Here is a 26,745-nt window from a genome sequence, read left to right as displayed (position 1 = left end):
ATAGCATTACGCTTTGAATATAGGAGAAAAGAATGGCGAAAAAACAGAAAAAATTAGATGACATCTCTAAGAAATTTGGAGATGAGCGTGAAAAAGCGCTCAATGATGCCCTAAAGTTGATCGAAAAAGACTTTGGTAAAGGATCCATCATGCGTCTGGGCGAACGCGCAGAGCAAAAAGTTCAAGTCATGAGCTCTGGTTCCTTGGCTCTTGACATTGCCTTGGGTGCTGGTGGTTATCCAAAAGGTCGGATCATCGAAATCTATGGTCCAGAATCATCTGGTAAAACAACCGTTGCCCTCCATGCAGTAGCGCAAGCACAGAAAGAAGGAGGCATTGCTGCCTTTATCGATGCCGAGCACGCTTTGGATCCATCTTATGCAGCAGCTCTTGGGGTTAATATTGATGAACTCCTCTTGTCTCAACCAGACTCAGGGGAACAAGGACTTGAAATTGCTGGTAAATTGATCGACTCTGGTGCCGTTGACTTGGTCGTTATCGACTCTGTTGCTGCCTTGGTTCCACGCGCAGAAATCGATGGAGATATCGGTGACAGCCACGTTGGTTTACAAGCGCGGATGATGAGCCAGGCTATGCGTAAGCTTGGAGCTTCAATCAACAAGACCAAGACCATTGCTATCTTTATCAACCAATTGCGTGAAAAAGTTGGGGTCATGTTTGGGAATCCAGAAACCACACCTGGTGGTCGTGCCCTGAAATTCTACGCTTCTGTTCGTCTAGATGTTCGTGGAAATACTCAAATCAAAGGTACTGGGGACCAAAAAGATACCAACGTTGGTAAAGAAACCAAGATCAAGGTTGTGAAGAACAAGGTGGCTCCACCGTTCAAAGAAGCCATGGTTGAAATCATGTATGGAGAAGGAATTTCACGTACAGGCGAATTGCTAAAAATTGCAACAGACCTTGATTTGATCCAAAAAGCAGGGGCTTGGTATTCTTATAACGGTGAGAAGATTGGCCAAGGTTCTGAAAATGCTAAGAAATACTTGGCAGACCATCCAGAAATTTTTGATGAGATTGATCACCAAGTGCGAGTGCGCTTCGGTTTGATCGATGATGGCACTGCTGTAGTTTCACAAGATGAAGTAGCTGAAAGCCCACTTCTTGAAGAAGTAACACTAGATCTTGATGATGCCATTGAGATTGAAGAGTAATTTTTTTCAAAATAGGTCGAAAGACTGATGGTTTTTATGGTATAATATACTACAATGTTATTATCGTGTGGCGAAAGGAGTGCATACATGATTAAAATTTACACAGTTTCAAGTTGCACGAGTTGTAAAAAAGCCAAAACTTGGCTAAATGCTCATCAGTTGATCTATAAAGAACAAAACCTTGGTAAAGAAGGAATTACAAAAGAAGAATTACTCGATATTTTGACCAAAACAGAAAATGGCATTGCAAGTATCGTTTCTTCAAAAAATCGATACGCTAAAAATCTAGGTGTCGATATTGAAGACCTCAGCATGAATGAAGTCATCGATATCATCTTAGAAACACCACGAATCTTGAAAAGTCCTATCCTAGTGGATAACAAGCGGCTTCAAGTTGGTTATAAGGAAGATGATATTCGGGCCTTTTTACCACGTTCTGTACGAAATGTTGAAAATGCGGAGGCTCGCTTAAGAGCAGCCCTATAAGAAACAAGAAGCCAATCGTTTAGCTACTGAGAAGAGTCGAGATGTCAGGATCTCGACTTTTTCTTTTGTATCCGGCCAAAGAATCCACGAAAAAATGCTTGTAAGAATGTTTTTGAGGAGGATTCTATGGTACAATACTTCTGTGGGGAAAATCCCTTTATAGAAGCTTATCAAAGGAGAAAACATGAAAAAGAAGCTTATTTGTTTGGGTGTCTTGCTCCTGACGCTGACAGCTTGTGGACAGAAGAAACATGGGAAAACTGATTCTTCCAATGTCCAAAAATCCAACAGTGCTAAAATTGAATCGTTCAATAAAGAAAATCGAAATCTGTTAGAGAAGGCGGAAGAACAGCAAGTTTTCACTAAACACTTTGTCCTTCCAAAAGATGAAAGTGGTATTCGCCAGGAGCAGACCATCACTTATCAAGGGGAACAATTTCAAAAATTGGTCATGACCAATACCACTCCTGTCAGTGATGAATTGAAAAATGCTATTCAAGAAGTTGGTCTTGAAGAGGCCCAACGATTGATGGTAGAGTCGATGGGTAAGGATGAAAAACTTCAACAGGCGCGGACTCTTCCAGGATTTACCATTGAACTGACTTTGCCAAATGAAAATGAATACCAAACGGTCATCACTTATGATTTCACCCAGTTGGATACTAAAAAAGCGGTCGAGTTAGAGTACTTCAAATCAGCCAATATTGCAGATTTATTGAAACTGACACCAACAGAATATATGAATAATCTACTCCGTAATGGAGCAAAAGAAGAATAAGGAGAAAAAACATGAAAAAATTTCTATTACTAGTCGTTGCTGGATTACTTATCTTGGTAGGTTGTGGGAATTCTCAATCAAAAGGGGGCAAGTCCTTATCGAAAGATAGCGTTATCACTCGGACCTTTAAGCTTGACAGGGATATCAATGAGGCTGACGAGGTAGCCAAACAGGAAATCACAGTGACCGTATCCTACCAAGGAAAAAAATACAAGAAAGTTTCAATCAAACTAGCGACTCATGTGTCGGATGAATTCAAAGATGAAATCAAGAAGTTGATCGATGCTGAGGATGATAAAGAAGGTGCCAAACAAGCCTTGATCGAGGGGTATGAAGGAGAAGGTGGCATTGATGAATTGAGAGACTACGATGGAATCACCGTGACATCAGATTGGACAGGTGAAGCAATGGTCTCTGAGATTGAGATTGATCCTGATAAAGTAGACTTCGATGATATTAAAAGCAGTGAAGACTTGGGAGAAATTTGCAAAATGATCAAAACCTACTCTCCAACACTCTTCATCAAAAATATGGAAAAGAATGGCTTTAAAGAAGTCAAATAAAGCCATTGAAAAATGCAGTAGATCGCTTTCAAAAATAAGTGATAAAAAGTCCAAGAAAGCCCGTAAAATCAATATTTTTCGTTTGAGAAAGTATGGAAATTATGGTATAATAGTATGAATATAAAGAAAGAGGGTGGTATTGTGGGATTTACAGACGAAACAGTACGTTTTAATCTTGACGATTCAAACCGTAAAGAAATTAGTGATACATTAAAGGATGTCTACTTATCTTTGGATGAGAAGGGCTACAATCCAATCAATCAAATCGTAGGTTATGTACTCAGTGGTGATCCTGCTTATGTACCTCGTTATAACAACGCTCGCAACCAAATTCGTAAGTACGAACGAGATGAAATTGTTGAAGAATTGGTTCGTTACTACTTGAAAGGGCAAGGGATCGATCTCTAATGAGAATTATGGGACTAGACGTTGGCTCGAAGACAGTCGGAGTAGCCATCAGTGATCCATTAGGTTTTACTGCTCAAGGTCTGGAGATTATTCAGATTGATGAGGAGAAAGGAGAGTTTGGCTTAGACCGTCTCTCTGAACTGGTGAAGGAATACCGGGTTGATCGTTTTGTCGTTGGTTTGCCGAAAAACATGAACAACACAAGCGGTCCTCGAGTGGAAGCAAGTCAAGCTTATGGGAAGCGCCTTGAAGAGTTGTTCAACTTGCCGGTTGAGTATCAGGACGAGCGTTTGACGACCGTTGCCGCAGAGCGGATGCTGATTGAGCAAGCGGATATCAGCCGAAATAAGCGAAAAAAAGTAATTGATAAATTGGCTGCCCAGTTGATTTTGCAAAATTATTTAGATCGAAAATTTTAGAAAAAAGAGGAAATAAGATGGCACACAATCATGATCATGACCACAACCATGACGAACGCGAATTGATTACATTGGTAGATGAGCAAGGAAACGAAACCTTGTTTGAAATCCTTTTGACCATTGATGGAAAAGAAGAATTTGGTAAAAACTATGTTCTTTTGATTCCTGCAAATGCAGAAGAAGATGAAAACGGTGAAGTAGAAATCCAAGCTTACTCATTTACTGAAAACGAAGACGGAACAGAAGGCGACCTTCAACCAATCCCAGAAGATTCAGATGATGAATGGAACATGATTGAAGAAGTCTTCAACAGCTTTATGGAGGAGTAAAAACATCCAGTGGATGTTTTTAGCCCTGCTTCAAGAAACAAGAAAAAGCAGGAAGTCCGGGGGACGTTTTTAGCCTTGCGCTGGAAATGAAAACCGCAAGTAAGTCTGGGAGACTGTATCACCTCAACTCCTAGAAACTAGAAAGAGTTGAAACATCCAGTGGATGTTTTTAGCCCAGCTTTTAAAAATATTGGAAGTGAAATAAGAAACCAAAGAAATAGCAGAGCGTGAGCCAGCAAGAAGGCTTGATCGCTCTTTTCTTTTAGGAGAAAGAAATGAATCAAATTGAAGAATGGATGAATAGCCGAATTGGACTCAATTTTCGTTCAGGCTTGGGGCGGATGCAACAGGCTGTAAAGCTCTTAGGGGATCCTCATGAAGCTGTTCCGATGATCCATGTGACGGGGACTAACGGGAAGGGCTCAACCATTGCGTTTATGCGCCAACTATTCCAACAGCATGGTCTGAAAGTAGGGACCTTTACTTCTCCACATATCGTTAGTATGCATGATCGGATTTGTATCAATGGGCAACCAATTTCGGATCAAGATCTGATTCGCTTGGGTCAGAGCATCCAAGCGATGGAGTCTCAGCTTCTCGAGACCCACGACCAACTCTCTTACTTTGAGATCATCACCCTCTTGGCCTTTTTGTATTTCCATGAACAAAAAGTAGACCTGGCCTTGATCGAGGTTGGGATCGGAGGCCTCCTTGATACGACCAATGTCATCACAGGAGAGGTAGCAGTGATCACCTCAGTAGGGCTGGATCATCAGGAGACCTTGGGAGGAAGCCTAGAGGCCATTGCTAGGCAAAAAGCTGGAATCTTTAAAGCCGGGAAGCCGGCTGTTATCGGTCCACTGGCTAAAGAGGCTGAGCAAGTCTGCATAGAAAAGGTCCAGGCAATAGGCTGTCCACTGGCTCGCTATGGAGAAGATTTCCAACTGATAAAGGGCGTCTTTCAAGATGCGCACCATCGGTTTGACTCACTGAAAATTGGGCTCAATGGAGCTTATCAGGAAGAGAATGCTGCGGTGGCTCTTGAAGCCTTTCTCCTCTTCATGGAGCAGAGAGGTCTGGCGGTCGATGAAAACGGTGTTCGGGAGGCTTTGCAAGCGACTAGCTGGCCGGGACGTCTGGAGAATTTTGACCAGGGCGTCTATCTAGATGGCGCTCATAACCCCCATGCCATCCATCGCTTGGTCGAATATGCCCGTACCTTTTCAGATAAGCGCGTGAAGATCCTTTTTGGTGCTTTAAAACGCAAGGATTACCAAGGGATGTTGGAGATCTTTGCAAGCGACTTGCCGGAGGCGGACTTGACGGTGACGACCTTTGCTTATGGGGAAGTGGTCCAAGAGGCGGATGGCTTAGGTTATCCTTATGTAGCAGATTTCAGAAATTATTTGCAAGATTTTTATAGCCGACAAGATGGTCAAGAGGTGCTCTTTGTCACCGGTTCTCTTTACTTTATTTCGGAAGTTCGCGCTTATCTATTGGAGCAAGGAAAGAACCCTTTATAGGCGATGGTATTCAACGCTCAATCATAAAGATTGACCAAAAACAGACTCTATCGTATACTAAAGGTGAGCCACAAATAAACGGGGAAGTCCCTTAAAAGGTTGGCGCGAAAGGAGACCATCAATGGCAAAGAAAGTGACTGCTTTATTGGCAACAGCTACAGTCCTCCTACTTGGAGCGTGTTCGAATCAGCAAACACCATCTTCTTCACAGTCTAATATTCAGGTGACTGATTCCGAAGCAAAGACAACAAATACACAAGGAAGTTCTTCTGATGGAAGCTCAAATTCATCTAGTTTAAATACTACAAACACTCAAGTGACTCAAGGTAATATTGATGGAACCTACAAAGGGGTAGATGAAGCGGACCAGATTACCTTAGTTGTCACAGGAAATACAGGAACTTGGACAGCTGTGGAGCCTGACGGAGAACAAGAAATCAAGCCAGTGAAACTAGATGCTGCCAACCAGTCGATTATCATTGGAGATGATGCCTACCGCTATCGACTAGAGGGGCAACAATTGACTCTGGAAGACTTTGACCAAGAGCTCTATGATGATGATACGATTGTTTTGACCAAGCAATAAAATAGCAGAAGTGAGAGTGGGACAGAAATTGGTAATTCGTTAGAATTCGATTTCGTCGTCCCACCTCCGCATAGTTGGGTAGGGCTGTGAAAGCTGATGAAATCAGCGTGGTAGAGCCCACTCAACCACTGCGTCTTGCTCGATAATCCAAAGACAATTGAGAGGCTAGGACTTTTGTCCCAGCCTTTTTTTTCATTTTATCGGGTTTGCGCTCCCTTCTTAGAACTGGTATACTAGTAGGGATTAGAAAAGAAGGAGAACGAGGGTGAGTTTTCGAAAAATTCGATTGTTAATGTCCAAATATGGGTTCAGTATCCTCTTTATGGGGTTTGAACTCTGGTTGTCCTTTGCAGCCTTCTTTTGGCTAAATGAATGGTTCCCCAATTGGATGTCTGTCACCATCATGGTCCTCTTGTATATCTCGACCATTTTGGCGATTGTTAACCGGAATATGCCTCCAGAGAGCAAGGTGACCTGGCTCTTAATTGCCGTCATCCCCGTTTTTGGTTCCCTTCTTTACCTCATGTTTGGGGAGCGGCGTCTGTCCAAAAAAGAAATGGTCCAGTTGGAAAATATGGAATCCATGAATTTCCGTGAGGATAATAGCCACGAGCTTCGCCTCCAGTTGAAAGAAGAGAGTAAGAGCGTCTATGGGATGGTCAAGTCTATTCTATCCATGGACCACAATGCAGACCTGTACAACGGGACGGCTTCGACTTTCTTCCCGCTAGGGGATCAGATGCTCCCGCAATTGTTGGAGGATTTGCGCTCAGCTAAGAAATTTATCTTTCTCGAATTCTACATCATCGAGGAAGGCCTGATGTGGAATAGTATCCTAGATATCCTACTTGAAAAGGTTAAAGAAGGGGTAGAGGTGAAATTGCTCTACGATGATATCGGCTGTATGGCGACCCTGAAGGGGAACTACACCAGACGCTTGCGAAAATTAGGCATTGACGCCCATAAGTTCAACAAGGTGGTGCCACGATTGACGGTGGCTTATAACAATCGAGACCACCGCAAGATCTTGGTCATTGATGGTCAGATTGGCTATACAGGTGGGGTTAACCTAGCGGATGAGTATATCAATCAGATAGAGCGCTTCGGTCATTGGAAGGATAGTGCAGTGCGCTTAGATGGTCGAGCGGTTAAGGCCTTGACGCGGCTCTTTCTCATGAACTGGTACATCAACCAGGGGGAAATTGAAGATTTTGATAAATACCATATGGAAAACCAAGCGGTAGAGGGTGAAGGCTTCTATATTCCCTTTGGTAGCGGCCCTAAACCCATCTACAAGTCCCAAGTTGGTAAGTCTGTTTATCAGAATATCATCAATCAGGCGACGGATTATGTCTACATTACGACCCCTTATCTAATCATTGATTATGATTTGACAGAAGATATTCGAAATGCGGCTCTACGAGGGGTCGATGTACGCATCGTGACTCCTTTCATTCCAGATAAAAAACTGATCCAAATCGTTACACGAGGGGCTTATCCAGACCTCATGGAAGCAGGGGTGAAAATCTATGAATACACTCCAGGCTTTATCCATAGCAAGCAAGTATTGGCCGACGATGAAGTCGCAGTAGTCGGGACCATCAACTTTGACTATCGGAGCCTAGTACACCACTATGAGAATGCTGTCTGGATGTATCGAAGTCCAGAATTGACCAAGATCCGAGCGGACTTTGGAGAGATTTTCTCTGTATCTCAGCAAATCAAGCTAGACACTTTCCGGATTACCTGGTACCAGCATTTGATCAAAGAGATTATGCAGTTGTTTGCACCAATGTTATAGGCGAATTGAGCCCTTCTTAGGGGAAGGAGGGCTTGTTAGTGTGAAGTGTGTAATGAAATATTACAATTTGTTTACATACACTTATCTGAGAATTCTCAAAGGGTAATTTTTGATATAATGAACATAATCTATAAAAAATAAGGAGAACTTATGAAAAAGCTTGTAAAATATGGTGTTTTACCAGCCTGTTTATTGATGTTAGTAGCTTGTTCATCAAAACCAGTTGTTGAAAAACCTCAAACTAAAGAGTATAAAGTAGAACAATCTAGTGAATCAAAAGAAGAAAAGACAAAAAAACAAATTGAAAAAGATGGGGATATTATTCTTCGTGCCATCTTTACAGATCATTCTTCTGGTTTCACAACTTTGATGGGTACATCAGTTGACAAGTGGAAAAAACAAATCACCGAAAAATTTGTCGATGAAAATGCATCAAAATATTTACCAGCAGAAAACTACACACTTGAACTCACAACTGAAACATTCACTCCAGAAAAAATCTTGGAATTGTTTGACCAAGCTCGTTTCAAAGTGTTAGCAACGATCGGTGATGACTATGAAATCACCAAGGTTGAAGACGAAGGAGATATTGCGACGGTTACCTTCAAATCTCGTGCAATTGCAACACGTGACTTGGCTAACTTGATCAACCGCGCAAAATCTAGTCTGTTTGAAAACGGAATTGAAGATGTTAAAAAATTAGAAGACAACACAGATCCAGATCTGGAAAAACGTTTGTCTTTATTGAACAACTTCTTGTTCTACTATGCCTTTGATCGTTTGAACGAAGATTTTGGGTACATCGAACCACGTGAGTACACTTTGGAATTGACAAAAACCAAAGAAGGGCGTTATATCCTTAGTGATGAAAGCTTCCTTGAACTACGTAAGGAAATCTTTGTAAACGAATACTCTGCTGATGGAGCTGAAACTCGTAAAGGAAGCAATTCTTCAAAGAGTGATTCTTCGACTAGCAAGGATTCAGATACAAGTTCAACCTCAAAAGATAAAGTATAAACCTATAAAAAAGGTGAGGAAACTCACCTTTTTTATTTGCTCATTTTTTCTTATGTTACTGTACAGAAAGTTAGGAATAGTATAAAATTAATAGTGGAGAAATGGGCATAGATTCTGATCTGTAGGCCAATTTTATGTTATAATATTTAAGAAAATAGTATGGGGGATAAAATGAATCGAAGTAGAAAAAACAAACATTCAAATAGAACAAGCGGTTGGGATCAGCTACGCATTGTAAATAGTGGTCTCTGGGTTTTAACGCTACTTGTAGCTGGGCTCTTTCTTTATAATGTCTTTAGCTACAATATCCTAGCTTTCCGTTATTTGAATATTCTTGTGACGGTATTGTTAATTGGCGGACTTTTTTTAACCTTGGGTTTGATCCTTGCAGGCAAGGCTAAAAAGACGACGCTATTTTTATTGGTTTTAGGCTTGCTAGGGACCTCCGTGGGGACATTTGTTACCCAGCAATTGGTCGATGTCGCTGGAAATGTGAACCGAAATGCCAACTATACGGAATTTGAAATGGCTGTCTATGTCAAAGCAGATAGTCCAATCCAAGATATCAAAGAAATCAGCAGTGTAGCAGCGCCTACGGGGAATAATAATGCAGATGATCTTCTAGCCTTGGTAGAGGAAGTGAAGAAAACGCGCCAGCATGACTTGACCATCGAAGATGTGGAATCTTACGTGGCAGCCTACCAGGCCCTACAAGAAGATAAGACACAAGCCATTGCTTTGAATAGTACCTTTGAAGATACCATTGCCAGTGTGGATGCTGACTACGCGAAAAAATTAAAGAAAATCTATTCTTACAAGATCCGTCGCCAAGTGGAAACCAAGGCAAAGGCGGATGCCAATGCGGATACCTTTAACATCTATGTCAGTGGGATTGACACCTATGGCCCAGTCACTTCGGTTTCTCGATCTGATGTCAATATTATCATGACGGTCAATCGAAAGACCAAGCAAGTCTTGCTGACCACGACTCCGCGTGACGCCTATGTACCGATCGCAGATGGTGGGAACAACCAAGGGGATAAATTGACCCACGCTGGGATTTACGGAGTAGATGCGTCTATTCATACCTTAGAAAATCTGTACGACATCAAGATTGACTACTATGTCCGCTTGAATTTCACTTCTTTCTTAAAGCTTGTCGACCTCGTCGGAGGGATTGATGTAGAAAATGATCAAGAGTTTACAAGTCTACACGGGAACTACCACTTCCCTGTAGGAAAAGTCCACTTGGATTCGGAACAAGCTCTTGGCTTTGTCCGTGAACGCTACTCTCTCGAAGGTGGAGACAACGACCGTGGGAAGAACCAAGAAAAAGTCATCGCAGCCATTATCCATAAATTAACATCGACCAAAGCATTGAGCAATTACAACGAAATCGTTTCTGGTTTACAAGATTCCTTGCAAACCAATATGCCCTTGCCAACCATTATGAATTTGGTCAATACACAGTTGGAGACTGGTGGAAGCTACAAGGTGACTTCACAAGCTGTCACTGGACAAGGACGAAATGACTTGCCTTCATATGCGATGCCAGGATCTGCTCTTTACATGATGGAGTTGAATGCTGATAGCGTGGCACAAGCCAAAGAAAAGATAAACCAAACCATGGAAGGAAAAAACAATGATTGATATTCATTCACACATTGTCTTTGATGTGGATGATGGACCAAAGACGATTGAGGATAGCAAACTCCTCATCGAGGAAAGCTACCGTCAAGGGGTCCGAACCATCGTTTCGACGTCCCATCGTCGGAAAGGGATGTTTGAAACCCCAGAAGAAAAGATCTATCAAAACTACTTAGCAGTAAAAGAGATGGTGGCGACCTATCTACCGGAAATGACCTTGCATTTTGGAGCAGAAATCTATTATACGCGAGATATTCTTGAAAAACTGGAAGCTGGGACTATTCCAACGCTTGCTGAAACCAGCTTTGCCTTGATCGAGTTTAGTATGGCAACGCCCTACAAGGAGATTCATCAAGCCTTAAGTGCGGTCTTGCGCTTAGGAGTGACTCCGGTAGTTGCCCATATTGAACGGTACCACTGTTTGGAAAAGAATGAAAAACGGGTGCGGGAATTGATCCGAATGGGATGCTATACCCAAATCAATAGTTCGAGTGTGCTCAAGCCTAAATTGTTTGGCGATCGCTACAAGTTCATGAAACATCGTGCCCAATATTTCTTGGACAAGGATTTGGTCCATTTTGTTGCGAGCGATATGCACAATGTCGATCAGCGCCCTCCATACATGGAAAAGGCTTATCAGTTGATTGAAAAACGTTACGGAAGTAACCGAGCGCGTGCCCTCTTTATTGAAAATCAACAAGCATTACTGGATAACGAATTATTTTAACAATCAAGTTCCATCACGGGGATTGAAAAGGAGAAAGTGAATATGAAAAACCAAGAGAGCAAAGAGATCGAATTGGATGTGGTCTCCCTCTTTAAAACCTTATGGCGTCGTAAATTCTCAATTCTGATTACAGCCTTGCTATTTGCGATTGGTGCCCTAGGGTACAGCGCATTTGTGGCGAAGAAAATCTACCAAAGTACCAGTCGTATCTACGTGGTCAGCCGTCAGAACCAAGAAAACAATGCCTTGACCAACCAAGATCTTCAAGCGGGATCCTACTTGGTTAAAGACTATCGCGAGATTATCCTTTCTCAAAATGTCTTGAACCAGGCTATTGAAGAGTTGAAGTTGGAAATGACTCCAGCAGAGCTTGCTAAGAAAGTCTCAGTGGCAGTTCCAGCGGATACTCGGATTTTGTCCATCACAGCCTCAGACCCAGATCCACAAGAAGCAGCTCGTATCGCGAATGGATTGAAAGATGTAGCGGCCGAAAAAATTATCGCTGTAACCAAGGTATCTGACGTGACGACTTTGGATGAGGCTGTCGTACCGCAAAACCCTTCTTCACCAAATATTAAGCGAAATGTTGTCATTGGCTTTGTCCTTGGGGGTGTCTTGATTTCCATCCTGGTGATCTTGTCAGAGGTATTGGATGACCGTGTGAAGAAACCAGAAGATATCGAAGAAGTGATGGGCATCACTCTATTAGGTGTGATCCCTAGTGTGAAGAAACTGTAAGAGGGAGAATTCATGGCAACCTTAGAAATTGTAAAAAGCAAATTAGCAGCGATGACTCAGGCTGAAGAGTATTTTAATGCCTTGAGTACCAATATTCAGTTGAGTGGGACCAATATTAAGGTCGTTGCCATCTCATCTGTGCAACCAAACGAAGGAAAATCAACCATTTCTACGAATTTGGCGACAGCCTTTGCGCGTGCGGGCTATCGTACCTTGTTGATCGATGCGGATATCCGTAACTCGGTCATGACAGGTGTCTTCAAGAGCCAAGGTCGTGTTGCTGGTTTGACAGAAGTACTTTCTGGGAAGAGTGAGATTTCGCAAGCAATTGCGACGACAGATTATCCAAAACTGGATGTGCTCCTGTCAGGGCAGGTTTCTCCAAATCCAACGGGTCTCTTGCAAAGCAAAAATTTTGAGGTCATCATTGAGGCGCTTCGCAATCACTATGACTATATCGTTGTCGACACCCCACCAATTGGGATGGTCATTGATGCGGCGATTATTGCTCAACGCTGTGATGGTAGCTTGATTGTGACAGCAGCAGGAGCTGTTAGTCGCAAGGCCGTTCAAAAGGCCAAAGAGCAACTAGAGCAGACGGGGACACCATTCCTAGGAGTGGTCCTCAATAAATTTGATATTCAATTAGAAAAATATGGTTCCTATGGTAATTACGGGAACTATGGCAATTACGGGAGAAAAAGATAAAGAATAGGATCGGGATATTATGACAGAAGGAAGGGGATTTCACAAATTTGCTTTGGCCTTTGTCCAAAGCTTACCAGTCTTAGTTGTGGCTTATTTGTTTAGTTTTGTGACAGAGACAGAAATCCACTCTAATACAATTTTCTATCTGTATTTATTGCATTTCGTAGCCTTCTACGTCAGCGATTACAACCAAGATTATTTTAAACGTGGGCATCTAGTTGAATTCTTACAAACTTTGAAATACAGCTTGTGCTTCGCGTTAGCCATCAGTTTTTCGAGCTTCTTTTTGGAGGAGAAGTTCTCCCTCTCCCGCCGGGGGATGATTTATTTTCTGTTTCTTCTGACTCTTGTCCTTTATTTAATGAATTACTTCATTAAACGGTATTGGCGTCGCTTCTATTACAGTCTCAAAGGAAGTCACAAGATTCTCTTGATTACAGCGAATTCTCGTCTGGATAAAGTCCTGGATCGACTTCTTTCGTCAAATGATAGCGGTGGGGAAGTGGTCGCGGTGACAGTATTAGACCGGCCAGACTTTCAACACCCCTTTGTTCAGGTTGTTCCAAAGGAAGACCTGTTGGCCTATGCGACCTATGAAGTGGTAGATGAAGTATTTCTCAATCTTCCAAGTGAAGAGTATGAAATTGGGGAGTATGTTTCACAATTTGAGACCATGGGGATCGACGTTACCGTCAACCTCAATGCTTTTGATTTAAACTTTGCCGGCAACAAACGAATTCGCGAAGTAGCTGGCCTCAATGTTGTCACCTTCTCGACCAACTTCTACAAACCTAGCCATGTGACCGCGAAACGTGTAATTGATATATGTGGTTCTTTGGTGGGCTTGCTCCTATGCGGCTTGGTGGCGATTGTATTGGTGCCCTTGATTCGCAAGGATGGAGGACCGGCTATTTTCGCCCAAAAGCGGGTCGGGAAAAATGGCCGCTATTTCAAGTTTTATAAGTTCCGTTCCATGTATGTCGATGCAGAAGAACGGAAAAAAGAATTGATGGATCAAAACACCATGACCGGTGGTATGTTCAAGATGGATAATGATCCTCGGATTACGCCGATTGGTCGCTTTATCCGCAAGACCAGTCTGGATGAGCTGCCACAATTCTTTAATGTCCTAAAAGGTGATATGAGCCTAGTTGGAACCCGTCCTCCAACAGTGGATGAGTATGAGAAGTATACTCCAGAACAAAAACGTCGTTTGAGTTTCAAACCTGGAATTACAGGGCTTTGGCAAGTGAGTGGACGTAGCGAAATTACAGACTTTGATGAAGTGGTTCGCTTAGATGTGTCCTATATCGATGACTGGACCATCTGGTCAGATATTAAAATCTTGCTGAAAACGATCAAAGTTGTATTTAAACGAGATGGAGCGAAGTAGGAAATTCCTGCTTCGTCCTTTCCATGTAAGGAGAAAAATGAAACAGTCAGTTTATATCGTTGGTTCTAAGGGAATTCCAGCGAAATATGGTGGTTTTGAAACTTTTGTCGAAAAGCTGACAGAGTGCCAACAAGATCGAGAGATTCAGTACTATGTGGCATGTATGCGGGAGAATTCTGCAAAATCAGGGATTACTGCAGATACTTTTGAACATAACGGCGCAATTTGCTACAACATTGATGTCCCTAATATCGGTCCTGCACGTGCTATTGCTTATGATATTGCAGCTCTCAATAAAGCTATTGAAATCGCAAAAGAAAACAAGGATCAAGCCCCTATCTTCTATGTTTTGGCATGTCGGATCGGCCCTTTTATCGCTGGTATCAAGAAGAAAATCAAGGCGATCGGAGGGACTCTGATGGTCAATCCGGATGGACATGAATGGCTTCGTGCGAAATGGAGTCTTCCAGTCCGTAAATACTGGAAGTTTTCTGAACAACTCATGGTTAAAAACGCCGATCTTTTGATCTGCGATAGCAAGAATATCGAGGCATATATTCAAAAGGACTACGCTAAGTATCAGCCTAAGACGACCTATATCGCCTATGGAACGGATACAAGCAAGTCTATCCTGAACAAAGAGGACGAGAAAGTACGGACATGGTTTGCAGATAAGCAAGTCTCCGAAGGAAATTACTATCTTGTCGTGGGACGTTTTGTACCTGAAAATAACTATGAAGCCATGATTCGTGGCTTTATGCAGTCTAGTTCCAAAAAAGATTTTGTCTTGATTACCAATGTAGAGCAAAACAAGTTTTATGAGCAGTTGCGTAAAGATACAGGATTTGATCAAGATTCTCGAGTAAAGTTTGTCGGGACGGTCTATGATCAAGAATTGCTCAAATACATTCGTGAGAACGCCTTCGCTTACTTCCATGGTCATGAGGTAGGTGGTACTAATCCATCCCTTCTTGAGGCTCTTGAGTCTACTAAACTCAACCTCTTGTTAGATGTTGGCTTTAACCGTGAAGTCGGTGAAGACGGTGCACTCTATTGGAAGAAAGAACAATTGGCAAGTGTTATTGATCAGACTGAACAATTGGACGCTCAAGCAATCGAAGATCTCAATCAAAAATCAAGTCAACGGATTGCGGAAGCCTTTACTTGGGAAAAGATTGTCACAGACTACGAGAAAGTATTTAAAGGTTAGAAATGCAGAAAATATTATATCTCCATGCTGGTGCCGAAATGTACGGTGCTGATAAAGTGTTGATGGAGCTCATTAAAGGATTGGATAAAGATGCTTTTGAAGCTCATGTCATCTTACCTAATGACGGTGTCTTAGTGGGTGCTTTAGAAGAGGTCGGTGCTAAGGTTAAAGTCATTGATTACCCAATATTACGCCGAAAATATTTTAATCCAAAAGGAATCCTTGAGTACTTTGGCTCTTATAACCGTTACTCCAAACAAATTGCTCAATATGCCAAGGAGAATGGGATTACCCTTGTTCACAACAACACCACAGCGGTTCTTGAAGGAATTTACCTCAAGCGGAAGTTGAAACTTCCTTTGATTTGGCATGTGCATGAAATTATCGTCAAACCAAAAGCCATTTCAGACTTTATCAACTTTTTGATGGGGCGCTATGCCGATACGATTGTGACAGTTTCAAATGCTGTAGCCAACCACGTCAAGCAGTCTCGTTTTGTAAAAGATGATCAAGTTCAAGTCATCTATAATGGTGTTGACAATGCTGTCTATCAGATGATGGATGCCAGTGCTGTCCGTGACCAATTTGGGATCGTGCAGGATGCTTTGGTCATCGGAATGGTTGGTCGAGTGAATGCCTGGAAAGGGCAAGGGGACTTCCTGGAAGCTGTTACTCCAATCTTACAAGCCAATCCCAAATCAGTAGCCTTTTTAGCAGGTAGTGCATTTGAGGGGGAAGAGTGGCGCGTGGATGAGCTGGAAAAAGCTATTTCAGACTCACCAGTAGCTGGGCAAATCAAACGAATTGGCTATTATAGCAAGACGACAGAACTCTATAATATGTTTGATATCTTTGTCTTGCCAAGTACCAATCCAGATCCATTACCAACAGTCGTGCTAGAAGCCATGGCTTGTGGCAAACCAGTAGTCGGTTACCGTCATGGTGGTGTCTGTGAAATGGTTAAAGAAGGCGAAAACGGTCTTCTTGCTACACCGAATCAGCCTGCAGAATTGTCTAAGGCTATCCAAGAATTAGCAGAGAACAGCGAGAAGAGAGAGCGATTTGGTAAGACCTCTGTCCAACGTCAAAAAGAGTTATTTTCGTTGGAGAGTTATATCAAGAATTTCTCAGATTTGTATAAGATATAGAAAATTAAGATTATGAATAAAATAGATTTTGTTGTTATTTGGGTAGACGGTGGGGATCCTGTTTGGCAAGCTAAAAAGGCTGAATACTCTAAGTCAATAGATACTTCAAAAAAAAGTATGAATTCGGTCAAGGCTTATCGTGATTGGGGAACCTTTAAATACTGGTTTAGAGGGGTAGAAAAGTTTGCTCCTTGGGTCAATAAGGTCTATCTCGTTACTGACCAACAAAAACCGTCTTGGTTAAATATTACTAGCGAAAAATTGATTTTAGTCGATCATTCAGATATCATCCGTAAGGAATATCTACCTGTTTTTTCTGCGAATCCTATCGAGAGCAATATCCATCGAATTCCTGGACTCTCTGAACAGTTTGTGTTTTTTAATGATGATGTTTATCTCACAGCTCCAGTTGAACCAACGGATTTCTTCTCAGAAGACGGCTTGCCAAAGTATAATACAGCCTTATCACCGATTGTCCCAGAACGTTACGGTACGGGGCATTTCCAAGTGAACGATATGGAAATTGTAACCAGTTATTTTAGTAGGAACGAGATTCTTAAAAATGGCAAATTTTTATCTTTCAAGCAAGGCTTAAAAAATATCGTTAAGAGCCTACTCTATAGAAATAGTAAATTTATCTGTGGTTTTTGGGAAAATCATTTGACGCATCCCCTCTTAAAGTCGACCATGGAGTTGGTATGGGAGAAAGAAACTGCTATCTTGGAGAAAACATCTGCTAGTCGTTTTAGAAATCCATCTGATACCAATATTTGGCTCTTTAAATACTGGCAGATTGCCAGTGGGAAATATGAAGTTGCTGATCCTAAATTGGGGGGGTTATTTTCTCTAGATCATGCAGGTCCTGATTTTTGGAAACTGTTACATTCCGGAAAATATAGAATTATGTGTATCAATGATGGTTTCAATATTCAAGATGAAGAGAGAGTAATGGTGGACTTTATAAAAGCTATGAATCAACTTTTCCCAGAAAAAAGTTCATTTGAGCTTTAAATATCTAACTGAGTAAGAGAAAGAAAAGAAAATATGATTTCGGTAATTGTACCCATTTACAATGTGGAGACCTATCTTCGCTATGCTATGGAAAGCTTGGTCAATCAAACCTATAAAGATTTTGAAGTAATCTTAGTTAACGATGGCTCCACTGATCATTCCGGGATACTATGCGATCAATATGCAAGAGAGTATACCTGGGTATCGGCCTATCATAAAGAAAATGGTGGTCTGTCTGATGCTAGAAATTATGGTGTAGCTAAAGCTAAAGGGGAGTGGATAGTTTTTTTGGATCCAGATGACTATTTTGAACCTTGTGCCCTTGAGCTTTTGATAAAACTTCAGAAACGTACAGGCGCTCGTATTGTCGCAGGCAAGGGAAAGGACACTTACGATCATGAATCATATCAAAATTACCAAATAAATGAAGAAATGCTAGCGAGAGCTATCCTTCTTTCTTCTGAAGAAACATTGATAGAGATGCTCTATGGTACAATAGCTACTGTCTCTGCCTGGGCGAAACTCTTTCCAAAAGATATCGTAGAAAAACACCCCTATCCAAAAGGAAAAATCTATGAAGACTTATATGTAATCAGTGACTACTTGAAAGAAGTGGAATCGGTTTGCGTTATTGATTTAGGTATCTATCATTATTATCGTAGACCAAACAGTATTACCTTATCAAACTTCAATAGTAAGCACTATGATTTTTATCATTCTATGAACCATTTGGAGGATGTTGTCAAGAAGGACTATTCAGATAATATAAACCTTGACGATGCTGTCATCGCTCGTTTATTCATCGGCAGTCTCCACATTTTCATTTTAATTACGGATTCTTCCAAAGAGGAAATTACTCGAATTCAAAGAAAAATTCGCCCATACCTAGGAAGAGTCTTGAGAAATAAACGAATTAACATGAAAAACAAGGCAATTTATATGATGTTATCATTGACTCCGGGTTTGTATTATCGTTTTAAAAAATTAAAAAAGTTTCAGTAAAATATGAGATGCTTGAGATTAGAAAAGGAAAAAAATGTCAAAGATAGAACGCGATAAACTGTTAGTGGCAGTGGTTCTAATATTAGTTGTATCTATGGACATGCTTAACACTTCGATGTTAGCATCTCTCTTGCTTCGTATCCCTAATGTTATTCCCTTTTTAGGAGTTCGTTTTCTTTATGTTAAAGAGTACTCTTTGACTTTTCTCATCTTTGCGCCTCTCTTGTTTCTGGTAGGATGTATGATTTACTTTAAGACTGGAAACCTGAATGCTTTGATGTTTATTTTTCTAAAGAAATACAGATTTTAATCAAATGGGTAAGTTCAATTCTTTGATATTTGATAATAGAGAGTTGTAAAGTTTTAAATATTTTTAATTAGATGATTGAAAGGGTTGGATGACTATTGTGATGAACAATCGTACTATATCAGAAAAAATTTATTTAATCACCTTATTTATATGGGTTGTTGTCACGTCATTAGTCACAACTACTTATTTTATTAGATTAGAGGGCTCTTTATCATTGTATAGGATCGTCCTCTATTTCACAATTGCTATGATTTTGATAAAAGAGTTGCTGAATCTTCCAAGAAGCTTGTATCACTTTAGATTTCATTGGGACCAACTGTTAATAGCAGTATTGTTCATTATTTCTATGTTTATAGTTGCAAAAAATCGAGAGGGGTTACTTGATTTAAATGTTCTTTTACTTGTTTTTTCTGCTAGAGATATAGATTTCAGAAAGTTATTAGGAACTTTCTCTTTTGCCACATTTCTAGTCCTTGTTTTGACGATTTTTGCTAGCAACATGGGCGTGATTTCGAATATGTTCATGAGGGCAGATGGTGGCTATCGTTTTAGTCTAGGGTTTAATTATGTTTCGTTTGCTTCACAAAGATTATTTTTTGCATTGTGTAGTTATCTGATGTTTCGTGGGAAAAAAATTTCTTACATGGAATTACTTTCCTTGCTTTTGGCCACGATTTATATGTACCAACAAACTTCGACAACTAGTCCATTTTACTTAAGTATTTTAATACTTACATATGCGTTGTTTAGTCTGAAAATCATAAAAAAAGACTTTATTATTGGACACTTCTGGATGAAAACAATAGCAAAATATGGTTTTATTTTGGCTTTAATCATTACCTTATATTTCTGTTTTTATTCATCTGGGAATTTATTCCATTTTGTAGATCAATTTACACATAATCGGCTACGGTTAAGTGTAGAGGGCTTCCGCAATTTTGGAGTATCTTGGTTAGGACAACATATTAAATTCACACTCTTAGATATTTTCGGGAATTTTACTAGTAATTATAATTTCATAGATAGCTCGTTTGTGCAGTTGTTGGTTATTGATGGTTTAATCGTCAGTGCCTTCATGTTGTTGACTCTTACTAAAGTTATGAAATATTTCGTAACCATTCGAAAAGATATCGTACTTGCCTGTTTAGGGATTATGATCATCCATGGGATGTTCGATCCTCAGATGTTGGTTCTTCGCTACTCTCCATTAATTTTGTTTATTAGTCGATTGTTTATTATGAATCCAGATAATAAAATTGAATAAACTGAGTTAAGTACAGTTAAAAAGAAAGATTAAGACAAGTTACATCCTTATGAAAGTTCTTAAAAATTACGCCTATAATCTCTCCTACCAGTTGTTGGTGATTATCTTGCCGATTATTACCACCCCTTATGTAACACGGGTCTTTAATTCAAATGATTTGGGGACCTACGGCTATTTCAACTCCATTGTCACCTATTTTATTCTGTTGGCGACGCTAGGGGTGGCAAATTATGGAACTAAGGAGATTTCGGGGCACCGGAAAGATATCCAAAAGAATTTCTGGGGGATTTATACCCTCCAGTTGGGGGCAACGATTTTATCTCTTACCCTCTATGTTCTTTTATGTGCGGCCCTACCTTCCATGAAAAATCCTGTCGCTTATATCCTAGGACTTAGCTTGGTTTCAAAGGGACTCGACATTTCCTGGCTTTTTCAGGGATTAGAAGATTTTCGCAAGATTACGGTTCGAAATATCACGGTCAAACTGGTTGGAGTCATCTCCATCTTCTTGTTTGTCAAATCTGCCAATGATCTTTATCTCTATGTATTCTTGCTCACTATCTTTGAGCTCTTAGGTCAGCTCAGTATGTGGCTACCTGCCCGTGAATTTATTGGGAAAGCCCATTTTGATATGGCTTATGCACTGGTGCACTTAAAACCAGTCATTTTGCTCTTTTTACCGCAGATTGCCATTTCCCTCTATGTCACCCTTGACCGGACCATGCTGGGAGCTCTTGCCTCTACAAAGGATGTGGGGATTTACGACCAGGCCTTAAAACTCGTCAATATTTTGTTGACCTTAGTGACCTCGCTGGGCAGCGTCATGTTGCCTCGGGTATCGAGCCTCTTATCCTCAGGGGACCATAAGGCGGTTAATAAGATGCACCAAATGTCCTTTTTGATTTATAATTTGGTCATTTTTCCCATCATTGCCGGTATGTTAATCGTCAATGATGACTTTGTTCAATTCTTTCTAGGGAAGGACTTCCAGGATGCGCGTTATGCCATTGCCATCATGATTTTTAGAATGTTCTTTATCGGATGGACCAATATCATGGGGATTCAAATTCTGATCCCTCACAATAAAAATAAAGAATTTATGATTTCGACCACTGTTCCTGCCATTGTCAGTGTCGGATTGAACCTACTTTTCCTACCAAAACTGGGATTTATTGGAGCTGCGATTGTATCAGTACTGACAGAAGCCTTGGTATGGGGGATTCAACTCTACTTCACACGAACTTATCTTAAAGAAGTGCCGATTATGGGTCCAATGATGAAGATCTTTTTGGCTTCAGCTGTTATGTATGCTTTATTGTTACTTTTAAAACCGATTTTACATTTGACACCAACTTTAAATGTTTTAGTCTATGCGGTGCTTGGCGGATTGATTTATCTTATCACAGTAATATGTCTTAGAGTAGTAAATATGGGTGAAATAAAACAAATAATAGGAAAATAATCGAAATGAAGAAAATACGGAATATAAACCTAGATTTCCTTAAAATTATGGCTTGTATAGGAGTTGTATTACTCCATACTACAATGCCAGGATTTAAAGAAACTGGACCTTGGAATTATTTAACATATTTATATTACTTAGGTACCTATTCAATTCCTCTATTTTTTATGGTAAATGGTTATTTATTATTGGGAAAAAATGAAATAAGCTATTCATACATCCTACAAAAAATAAAATGGATTTTTGTAACAGTATCGATATGGACATTAATCATTTGGATTTATAAGAGGGATTTTTCACAAAACCCAATAAAAAAAGTTTTGGGTTCTTTATTACAAAGAGGTTATTTTTTCCAGTTTTGGTTTTTTGGTGCTTTAATTCTTATTTACTTGTGTCTACCAATTTTGAAAAAATTTCTAAAATCAAAAAATCGGTATTTGTTGGCTCTATCTCTCTTAGTAATTATCGGTTTTGTACTTGAGCTGACAAATTATTTACTTCAAAAGCCAGTGCAAGTTTATGTTATACAGACATTTAGATTATGGACCTGGTTTTTCTACTATATTTTAGGTGGTTTTATAGCGCAATTTAACTTAGCAACTCTAAGAAATTGCTTTAAGAATTGGATGAAAGTAGTAACTTTAGTTTTACTATTTATTTCACCTTTTATCTTATATGTGCTAGCGAAGGGGATTCACCATAATCTTTATGCTGAATATTTTTATGATAGTATTTTTGTGAAAATTGTAAGTTTAGGAATTTTTTTGACCGTACTCACATTTGATTTAAATACAGATAAGAACAGATGGATAATTTATCTTTCTAATCAAATTATGGGTGTTTTTATTATACATACATATGCTATGAAAGTATGGGAGAAATTAGTAGGATTTAGTTTTGCAGGGGCAAATTTGCTTTTTCTCATCTTCACATTAAGTGTCAGTTTCATTGTAGTTGGAATATTAATAAAAATTCCCTATTTCAATCGAATTGTTAAATTATAAATAGGAGCTCAAAATGTACGATTATCTGATTGTTGGTGCTGGTTTATCGGGGGCAATTTTTGCACACGAAGCTACAAAACGTGGTAAAAAAGTAAAAGTGATTGACAAGCGCGATCACGTCGGTGGAAATATCTACTGTGAGAATGTGGAAGGTATCAACGTCCACAAGTATGGTGCTCACATTTTCCATACTTCAAACAAAAAAGTTTGGGACTATGTGAATCAGTTTGCTGAATTTAACAACTATATCAACTCACCGGTGGCTAACTACAAGGGGAGCCTCTACAATCTTCCCTTCAACATGAATACCTTCTACGCTATGTGGGGAACCAAGACTCCTCAAGAAGTGAAGGACAAGATTGCCGAGCAAACGGCTGACATGAAAGATGTTGAGCCTAAAAACTTGGAAGAACAAGCCATCAAATTGATTGGTCCAAATATCTATGAAAAGTTGATCAAGGGCTATACAGAAAAACAATGGGGACGTTCTGCCACAGACTTGCCTCCTTTCATTATCAAACGTCTTCCAGTTCGATTGACCTTTGATAATAACTACTTTAACGACCGTTACCAAGGGATTCCAATCGGTGGCTATAATGTCATCATTGAAAACATGTTGGGAGATGTAGAAGTGCAGCTTGGGGTTGATTTTTTTGCTAATCGTGAAGAGTTAGAAGCATCAGCTGAAAAAATTGTCTTCACAGGAATGATTGACCAATACTTTGATTACAAACATGGGGAGTTGGAATACCGCAGTCTTCGATTCGAACATGAAGTCTTGGATGAGGAAAACCATCAAGGAAATGCAGTGGTCAACTACACCGAGCGTGAAATTCCTTATACTCGGATCATCGAGCACAAGCATTTCGAGTATGGAACTCAACCGAAGACGGTGATTACTCGCGAATACCCAGCTGATTGGAAACGAGGCGATGAGCCCTACTATCCAATCAATGATGAAAAGAATAATGCGATGTTTGCCAAATACCAAGAAGAAGCCGCTAAAAATGACAAGGTCATCTTCTGTGGCCGCCTAGCAGACTATAAATACTACGACATGCACGTGGTCATTGAGCGTGCTCTAGAAGTCGTTGAGAAAGAACTTGGAAGCATATAGAGATAGGTCTAGTGAAGGGGAGAAAAGTGAGATATTATCTGAAAGATTCATTTCTTCATAATCAACATGAAAAGAATGCAGGGAGTAAGGCGCGAAATGACATGGAAGCCATTCTGATTTCAGAAGGGTATAAGGGATTAGAGATTAAGGTTGACAACTGGTATCAGATGAATTTCTTTAAGGCCCAACAACACAAATATAGTGCAACTAAATCTGTGTTTGATCAACTAGGTTTAGGGGATGAATTGGTCATTCAGTTTCCAATTATCCATCATACATTTTTGATTGCACAGCTCATCAAGCAGGCACAAAAAAGGGGAGCGAAATTCTATCTCTTGATTCACGATATTGAAACCTTGCGCCATGCAGCAGGCTCTGAAGTGAAATTGAGACATAAATTGAGAAACTATTTCCAAGAGAAGAAAGCTATGATGTCTGTGGATGGGATTATTGTTCATAATGACATCATGAAGGGAGTTTTAGCTAATCAAGGATTTCCAGTTGATAAAATGGTTAGTTTAGAGATTTTTGATTATTTGATTCCAAATTTTCAAGAAAAGTCTCTTCCTCAAAAAGAACAAGCAATCATCGTTGCTGGGAATTTAAACCCAACAAAATCAGGCTATCTGTATAGTTTGCCAGAGAGTCCTGCCTATAATCTCTATGGAGTTGGGTATGATGAAAGCCGTGCTTTGAATAACATCACTTACTTTGGTGCCTTTATGCCTGATGATCTACCGGTAGCTCTAGAAGGTAGTTTTGGCTTAGTGTGGGATGGGGATAGTTCGGAAACATGTCAGGGTACTTACGGCAACTATCTGCGTTTTAACAATTCTCATAAAGCTTCTCTTTACCTAGCAGCAGGTTTTCCTCTGGTGGTTTGGAAACAATCTGCTCTCTCACATTTTGTCTTAGAGAATGGCTGTGGGATTGCAGTAGAGTCTCTCCATGATTTGAAGGAGACAATCGACAATCTTTCAGATACTGATTACCAAGACTTGGTGGACAATGCCAAGCGTGTTGGCCAGGAAATTCGAGATGGTCACTACCTAAAGACAGCCTTAACCCATTTAAAATGAGAGTAAAAGAAGTTCGTTTGAACTTCTTTTATATTCTCCAAAAAAATAAAACTAATTTTAAAAAAGCCATCATAGAACTTTTCATCAATGATGCCGTATGGTAAAATGGTAAAAGTATAAAATTTATATACAAGAGAAGGTTAAATGAAAAAGAAAGATCTTATTTTTTATGCGGGAGCAGCAATATTGATGGCTGCATCTACTCAAGGAGTAAGTGCAGATGAGCTGGTTTCAAAAGAAACTGCTATTACTGAAGGCAAGCAAGTGCAAACTGAAAAAGCACCAGAAGTAGCCGTTTCTGAAAAGACCGCAGCACCTATCGTAAGCAACTACGTTGCACCAGCAAATGTGACCGAACAGTCTGTGGCTTCTACGAGTACTACTACTGTTTCGGAAAGTAGTACATCATCTGTAGAAAAATCTACAGAAGTAGCGCCTACTGAGAAGACAGAAGAAACTCCTCTTCAGTCTGATGCAGGAAGCACCACTTTTTTCAATACGGGTTCAAACGCTCCAGCTAGTCGCTCTACGGATGTGGCAGTTCAGCCAAAATCATTCGTTGATGTGAGTAGCCACAACGGAGAGATTAGTATTGGCGACTACCGTACCTTAGCTAATAAGGGCGTAGGCGGTGTCGTTGTCAAATTGACAGAAGACACTTGGTACAAGAACCCGAATGCGGAGAACCAAATTCGCAATGCACAAGCTGCGGGTCTGCAAGTATCGACCTACCACTTCTCTCGCTATACTTCTGAAGAAGCGGCGCGTGCAGAAGCACGATTCTATATTGCGGCAGCACAACGTTTGAATCTTCCAAAGAATACTCTTATGGTCAATGACTTTGAAGATGCTAAGATGCAGTCAAATATCAACCGCAATACTCAAGCTTGGGTGGATGAAATGCGTAAAAATGGCTACACCAACTTGATGTTCTACACTAGTGCCAGCTGGTTGGATGAAAACAACCTTCGCAAGAAAGGTCCTGTCAACACTGCTCACTTTGGTCTTCAGAATTTCTGGGTTGCCCAATATCCTTCTCCGAAACTATCTGTAAATGATGCGAAAAGTTTGCGTTACAATGGAAAAGCTGGCGCATGGCAGTTCACTTCTCAGGCGGAATTGCTTCCAGGAAAGCACTTCTTTGACCACAGTGTAGACTATACCGGTCGCTTTACAGCGAATGCAAAACCTGCAGCTGATCCGACAGAAGGTACCTTAAGCGGTAAGATCAGCATTGTCAATAATGATACAATGACGGGTCGCTTTAATGTTGTAGTCTCAAATGTTAAGGCGCCAAATGGAGTTCGAACAGTGTCTGTACCAATCTGGTCAGAAATAGGTGGTCAAGATGATCTTGTTTGGTATACAGCCAACCGTCAAGCAAATGGGACCTATACCGTCAATGTAAAAGCGTCGGACCATAAAAACTCAACCGGTCTTTACAATATCCACCTTTACTATGTTCAGAACAATGGACAGATGACGGGTGTTGGTGGAACCGTGACAAATGTTTTTATTGGAAAACGACCAGAGGATTTAAAACCAAGTGGCACCGTAACGATTGAGAACAACAACTCAAGTACAGGCACCTTTGATGCAGTAGTTCGTAATGTAGTATCACCGACTGGCTTGAAAGAAGTTTTAATTCCATCATGGAGTGTAGCAGGAGGTCAGGATGATTTAATCTGGCATAAGGCCACTCGTCAAGCTGACGGTTCCTATCGAGCAACGATTAAGGCAAGTGACCACAAGAACTCAGTTGGACAGTACCAAGTTCACGTTCATTATATTGATCAAGAAAACAAGCGCCGTTATGTTACAGAGACTGTTGTAGAAGTTC

The 26,745-nt window shown here is 40.4% G+C and carries 27 protein-coding genes; all 27 read left to right on the top strand.

The window, feature by feature from the left end; genetic code table 11:
* The first annotated feature begins 32 nt into the window (after positions 1–32).
* Positions 33–1,175: a recombinase RecA gene (gene recA, locus ADF75_RS09060; RefSeq protein ID WP_048789891.1), complete on the top strand. Its 1,143-nt coding sequence runs from the start codon at positions 33–35 to the stop codon at positions 1,173–1,175.
* 87 nt (positions 1,176–1,262) lie between these two features.
* The gene (gene spx / locus ADF75_RS09055; RefSeq protein WP_006595399.1) at positions 1,263–1,661 is read left to right on the top strand and encodes a transcriptional regulator Spx; all 399 of its coding nucleotides are present in this window, start codon (positions 1,263–1,265) and stop codon (positions 1,659–1,661) included.
* 184 nt (positions 1,662–1,845) lie between these two features.
* Positions 1,846–2,439: an SP0191 family lipoprotein gene (locus tag ADF75_RS09045; RefSeq protein ID WP_006595401.1), complete on the top strand. Its 594-nt coding sequence runs from the start codon at positions 1,846–1,848 to the stop codon at positions 2,437–2,439.
* Positions 2,440–2,450: 11 nt separating this feature from the next.
* Complete coding sequence (locus tag ADF75_RS09040; protein WP_006595402.1) at positions 2,451–3,002, top strand: hypothetical protein; 552 nt, start codon at positions 2,451–2,453, stop codon at positions 3,000–3,002.
* 141 nt (positions 3,003–3,143) lie between these two features.
* Entirely contained in the window at positions 3,144–3,410 is a 267-nt protein-coding gene (locus ADF75_RS09035; protein ID WP_006597020.1) for an IreB family regulatory phosphoprotein, read from the top strand.
* A complete protein-coding gene (gene ruvX / locus ADF75_RS09030) occupies positions 3,410–3,829 on the top strand; it encodes a Holliday junction resolvase RuvX (RefSeq protein ID WP_006595404.1) in 420 nt (139 codons plus the stop codon). The genes ADF75_RS09035 and ruvX overlap by 1 nt, the downstream gene beginning before the upstream one ends.
* Positions 3,830–3,846: 17 nt before the next feature.
* Complete coding sequence (locus ADF75_RS09025) at positions 3,847–4,158, top strand: DUF1292 domain-containing protein (RefSeq protein ID WP_006595405.1); 312 nt, start codon at positions 3,847–3,849, stop codon at positions 4,156–4,158.
* Positions 4,159–4,433: 275 nt separating this feature from the next.
* Positions 4,434–5,681, top strand: a complete 1,248-nt coding sequence (locus ADF75_RS09020; RefSeq protein ID WP_048789889.1) for a bifunctional folylpolyglutamate synthase/dihydrofolate synthase — start codon at positions 4,434–4,436, stop codon at positions 5,679–5,681.
* A gap of 121 nt (positions 5,682–5,802) precedes the next feature.
* Positions 5,803–6,267: an SP_0198 family lipoprotein gene (locus ADF75_RS09015; RefSeq protein WP_048789888.1), complete on the top strand. Its 465-nt coding sequence runs from the start codon at positions 5,803–5,805 to the stop codon at positions 6,265–6,267.
* Between the two features lie 265 nt (positions 6,268–6,532).
* Positions 6,533–8,068 (top strand): cardiolipin synthase, encoded by a 1,536-nt coding sequence (gene cls, locus ADF75_RS09010; RefSeq protein WP_048789887.1) that lies wholly within the window; start codon positions 6,533–6,535, stop codon positions 8,066–8,068.
* A gap of 150 nt (positions 8,069–8,218) precedes the next feature.
* Positions 8,219–9,085 (top strand): hypothetical protein, encoded by an 867-nt coding sequence (locus tag ADF75_RS09005; RefSeq protein WP_048789886.1) that lies wholly within the window; start codon positions 8,219–8,221, stop codon positions 9,083–9,085.
* Positions 9,086–9,244: 159 nt separating this feature from the next.
* Positions 9,245–10,735: an LCP family protein gene (locus ADF75_RS09000; RefSeq protein ID WP_125329282.1), complete on the top strand. Its 1,491-nt coding sequence runs from the start codon at positions 9,245–9,247 to the stop codon at positions 10,733–10,735.
* A complete protein-coding gene (cps4B, locus tag ADF75_RS08995; protein WP_048690223.1) occupies positions 10,728–11,459 on the top strand; it encodes a capsular polysaccharide biosynthesis protein Cps4B in 732 nt (243 codons plus the stop codon). Before ADF75_RS09000 ends, cps4B begins: the two co-directional genes overlap by 8 nt.
* A 42-nt stretch (positions 11,460–11,501) precedes the next feature.
* On the top strand, positions 11,502–12,197 hold the full coding sequence (locus ADF75_RS08990; RefSeq protein ID WP_048789885.1) for a Wzz/FepE/Etk N-terminal domain-containing protein: 696 nt from the start codon (positions 11,502–11,504) through the stop codon (positions 12,195–12,197).
* Positions 12,198–12,209: 12 nt separating this feature from the next.
* Entirely contained in the window at positions 12,210–12,905 is a 696-nt protein-coding gene (locus ADF75_RS08985; protein WP_048789884.1) for a tyrosine-protein kinase, read from the top strand.
* Between the two features lie 19 nt (positions 12,906–12,924).
* A complete protein-coding gene (locus tag ADF75_RS08980; protein ID WP_048690217.1) occupies positions 12,925–14,298 on the top strand; it encodes a sugar transferase in 1,374 nt (457 codons plus the stop codon).
* Between the two features lie 37 nt (positions 14,299–14,335).
* A complete protein-coding gene (gene cps2T / locus ADF75_RS08975; RefSeq protein WP_048789883.1) occupies positions 14,336–15,508 on the top strand; it encodes a beta 1-4 rhamnosyltransferase Cps2T in 1,173 nt (390 codons plus the stop codon).
* Between the two features lie 2 nt (positions 15,509–15,510).
* Positions 15,511–16,656 (top strand): glycosyltransferase family 4 protein, encoded by a 1,146-nt coding sequence (locus ADF75_RS08970; protein ID WP_048789882.1) that lies wholly within the window; start codon positions 15,511–15,513, stop codon positions 16,654–16,656.
* A gap of 12 nt (positions 16,657–16,668) precedes the next feature.
* Positions 16,669–17,667 carry a Stealth CR1 domain-containing protein gene (locus ADF75_RS08965; protein WP_048789881.1) on the top strand — a complete coding sequence of 333 codons (999 nt, stop codon included), beginning with the start codon at positions 16,669–16,671 and terminating at the stop codon, positions 17,665–17,667.
* Positions 17,668–17,700: 33 nt separating this feature from the next.
* On the top strand, positions 17,701–18,669 hold the full coding sequence (locus tag ADF75_RS08960; RefSeq protein WP_048789880.1) for a glycosyltransferase family 2 protein: 969 nt from the start codon (positions 17,701–17,703) through the stop codon (positions 18,667–18,669).
* A gap of 34 nt (positions 18,670–18,703) precedes the next feature.
* Positions 18,704–18,979, top strand: coding sequence for a hypothetical protein (locus ADF75_RS08955; protein ID WP_152902324.1), 276 nt, complete (start codon positions 18,704–18,706; stop codon positions 18,977–18,979).
* Between the two features lie 88 nt (positions 18,980–19,067).
* Positions 19,068–20,243 (top strand): polymerase, encoded by a 1,176-nt coding sequence (locus ADF75_RS08950; RefSeq protein ID WP_192831478.1) that lies wholly within the window; start codon positions 19,068–19,070, stop codon positions 20,241–20,243.
* A gap of 49 nt (positions 20,244–20,292) precedes the next feature.
* Positions 20,293–21,705, top strand: a complete 1,413-nt coding sequence (locus ADF75_RS08945; RefSeq protein WP_048789879.1) for a flippase — start codon at positions 20,293–20,295, stop codon at positions 21,703–21,705.
* Between the two features lie 5 nt (positions 21,706–21,710).
* Positions 21,711–22,709: an acyltransferase gene (locus tag ADF75_RS08940; RefSeq protein ID WP_048789878.1), complete on the top strand. Its 999-nt coding sequence runs from the start codon at positions 21,711–21,713 to the stop codon at positions 22,707–22,709.
* Between the two features lie 13 nt (positions 22,710–22,722).
* On the top strand, positions 22,723–23,826 hold the full coding sequence (gene glf / locus ADF75_RS08935) for a UDP-galactopyranose mutase (RefSeq protein ID WP_048789877.1): 1,104 nt from the start codon (positions 22,723–22,725) through the stop codon (positions 23,824–23,826).
* Positions 23,827–23,852: 26 nt separating this feature from the next.
* Positions 23,853–24,905 carry a galactofuranosyltransferase gene (locus ADF75_RS08930; protein ID WP_048789876.1) on the top strand — a complete coding sequence of 351 codons (1,053 nt, stop codon included), beginning with the start codon at positions 23,853–23,855 and terminating at the stop codon, positions 24,903–24,905.
* A gap of 144 nt (positions 24,906–25,049) precedes the next feature.
* On the top strand, positions 25,050–26,745 hold a 1,696-nt coding region (locus ADF75_RS08925; RefSeq protein ID WP_048789875.1), incomplete at its 3' end, for a GBS Bsp-like repeat-containing protein.

Source organism: Streptococcus sp. 1171_SSPC (genome assembly GCF_001069335.1).
Lineage (GTDB): Bacteria > Bacillota > Bacilli > Lactobacillales > Streptococcaceae > Streptococcus > Streptococcus xiaochunlingii.
Note: the sequence above shows the minus strand (reverse complement) of the source record. Positions and strands in the feature narration are given on the sequence as shown.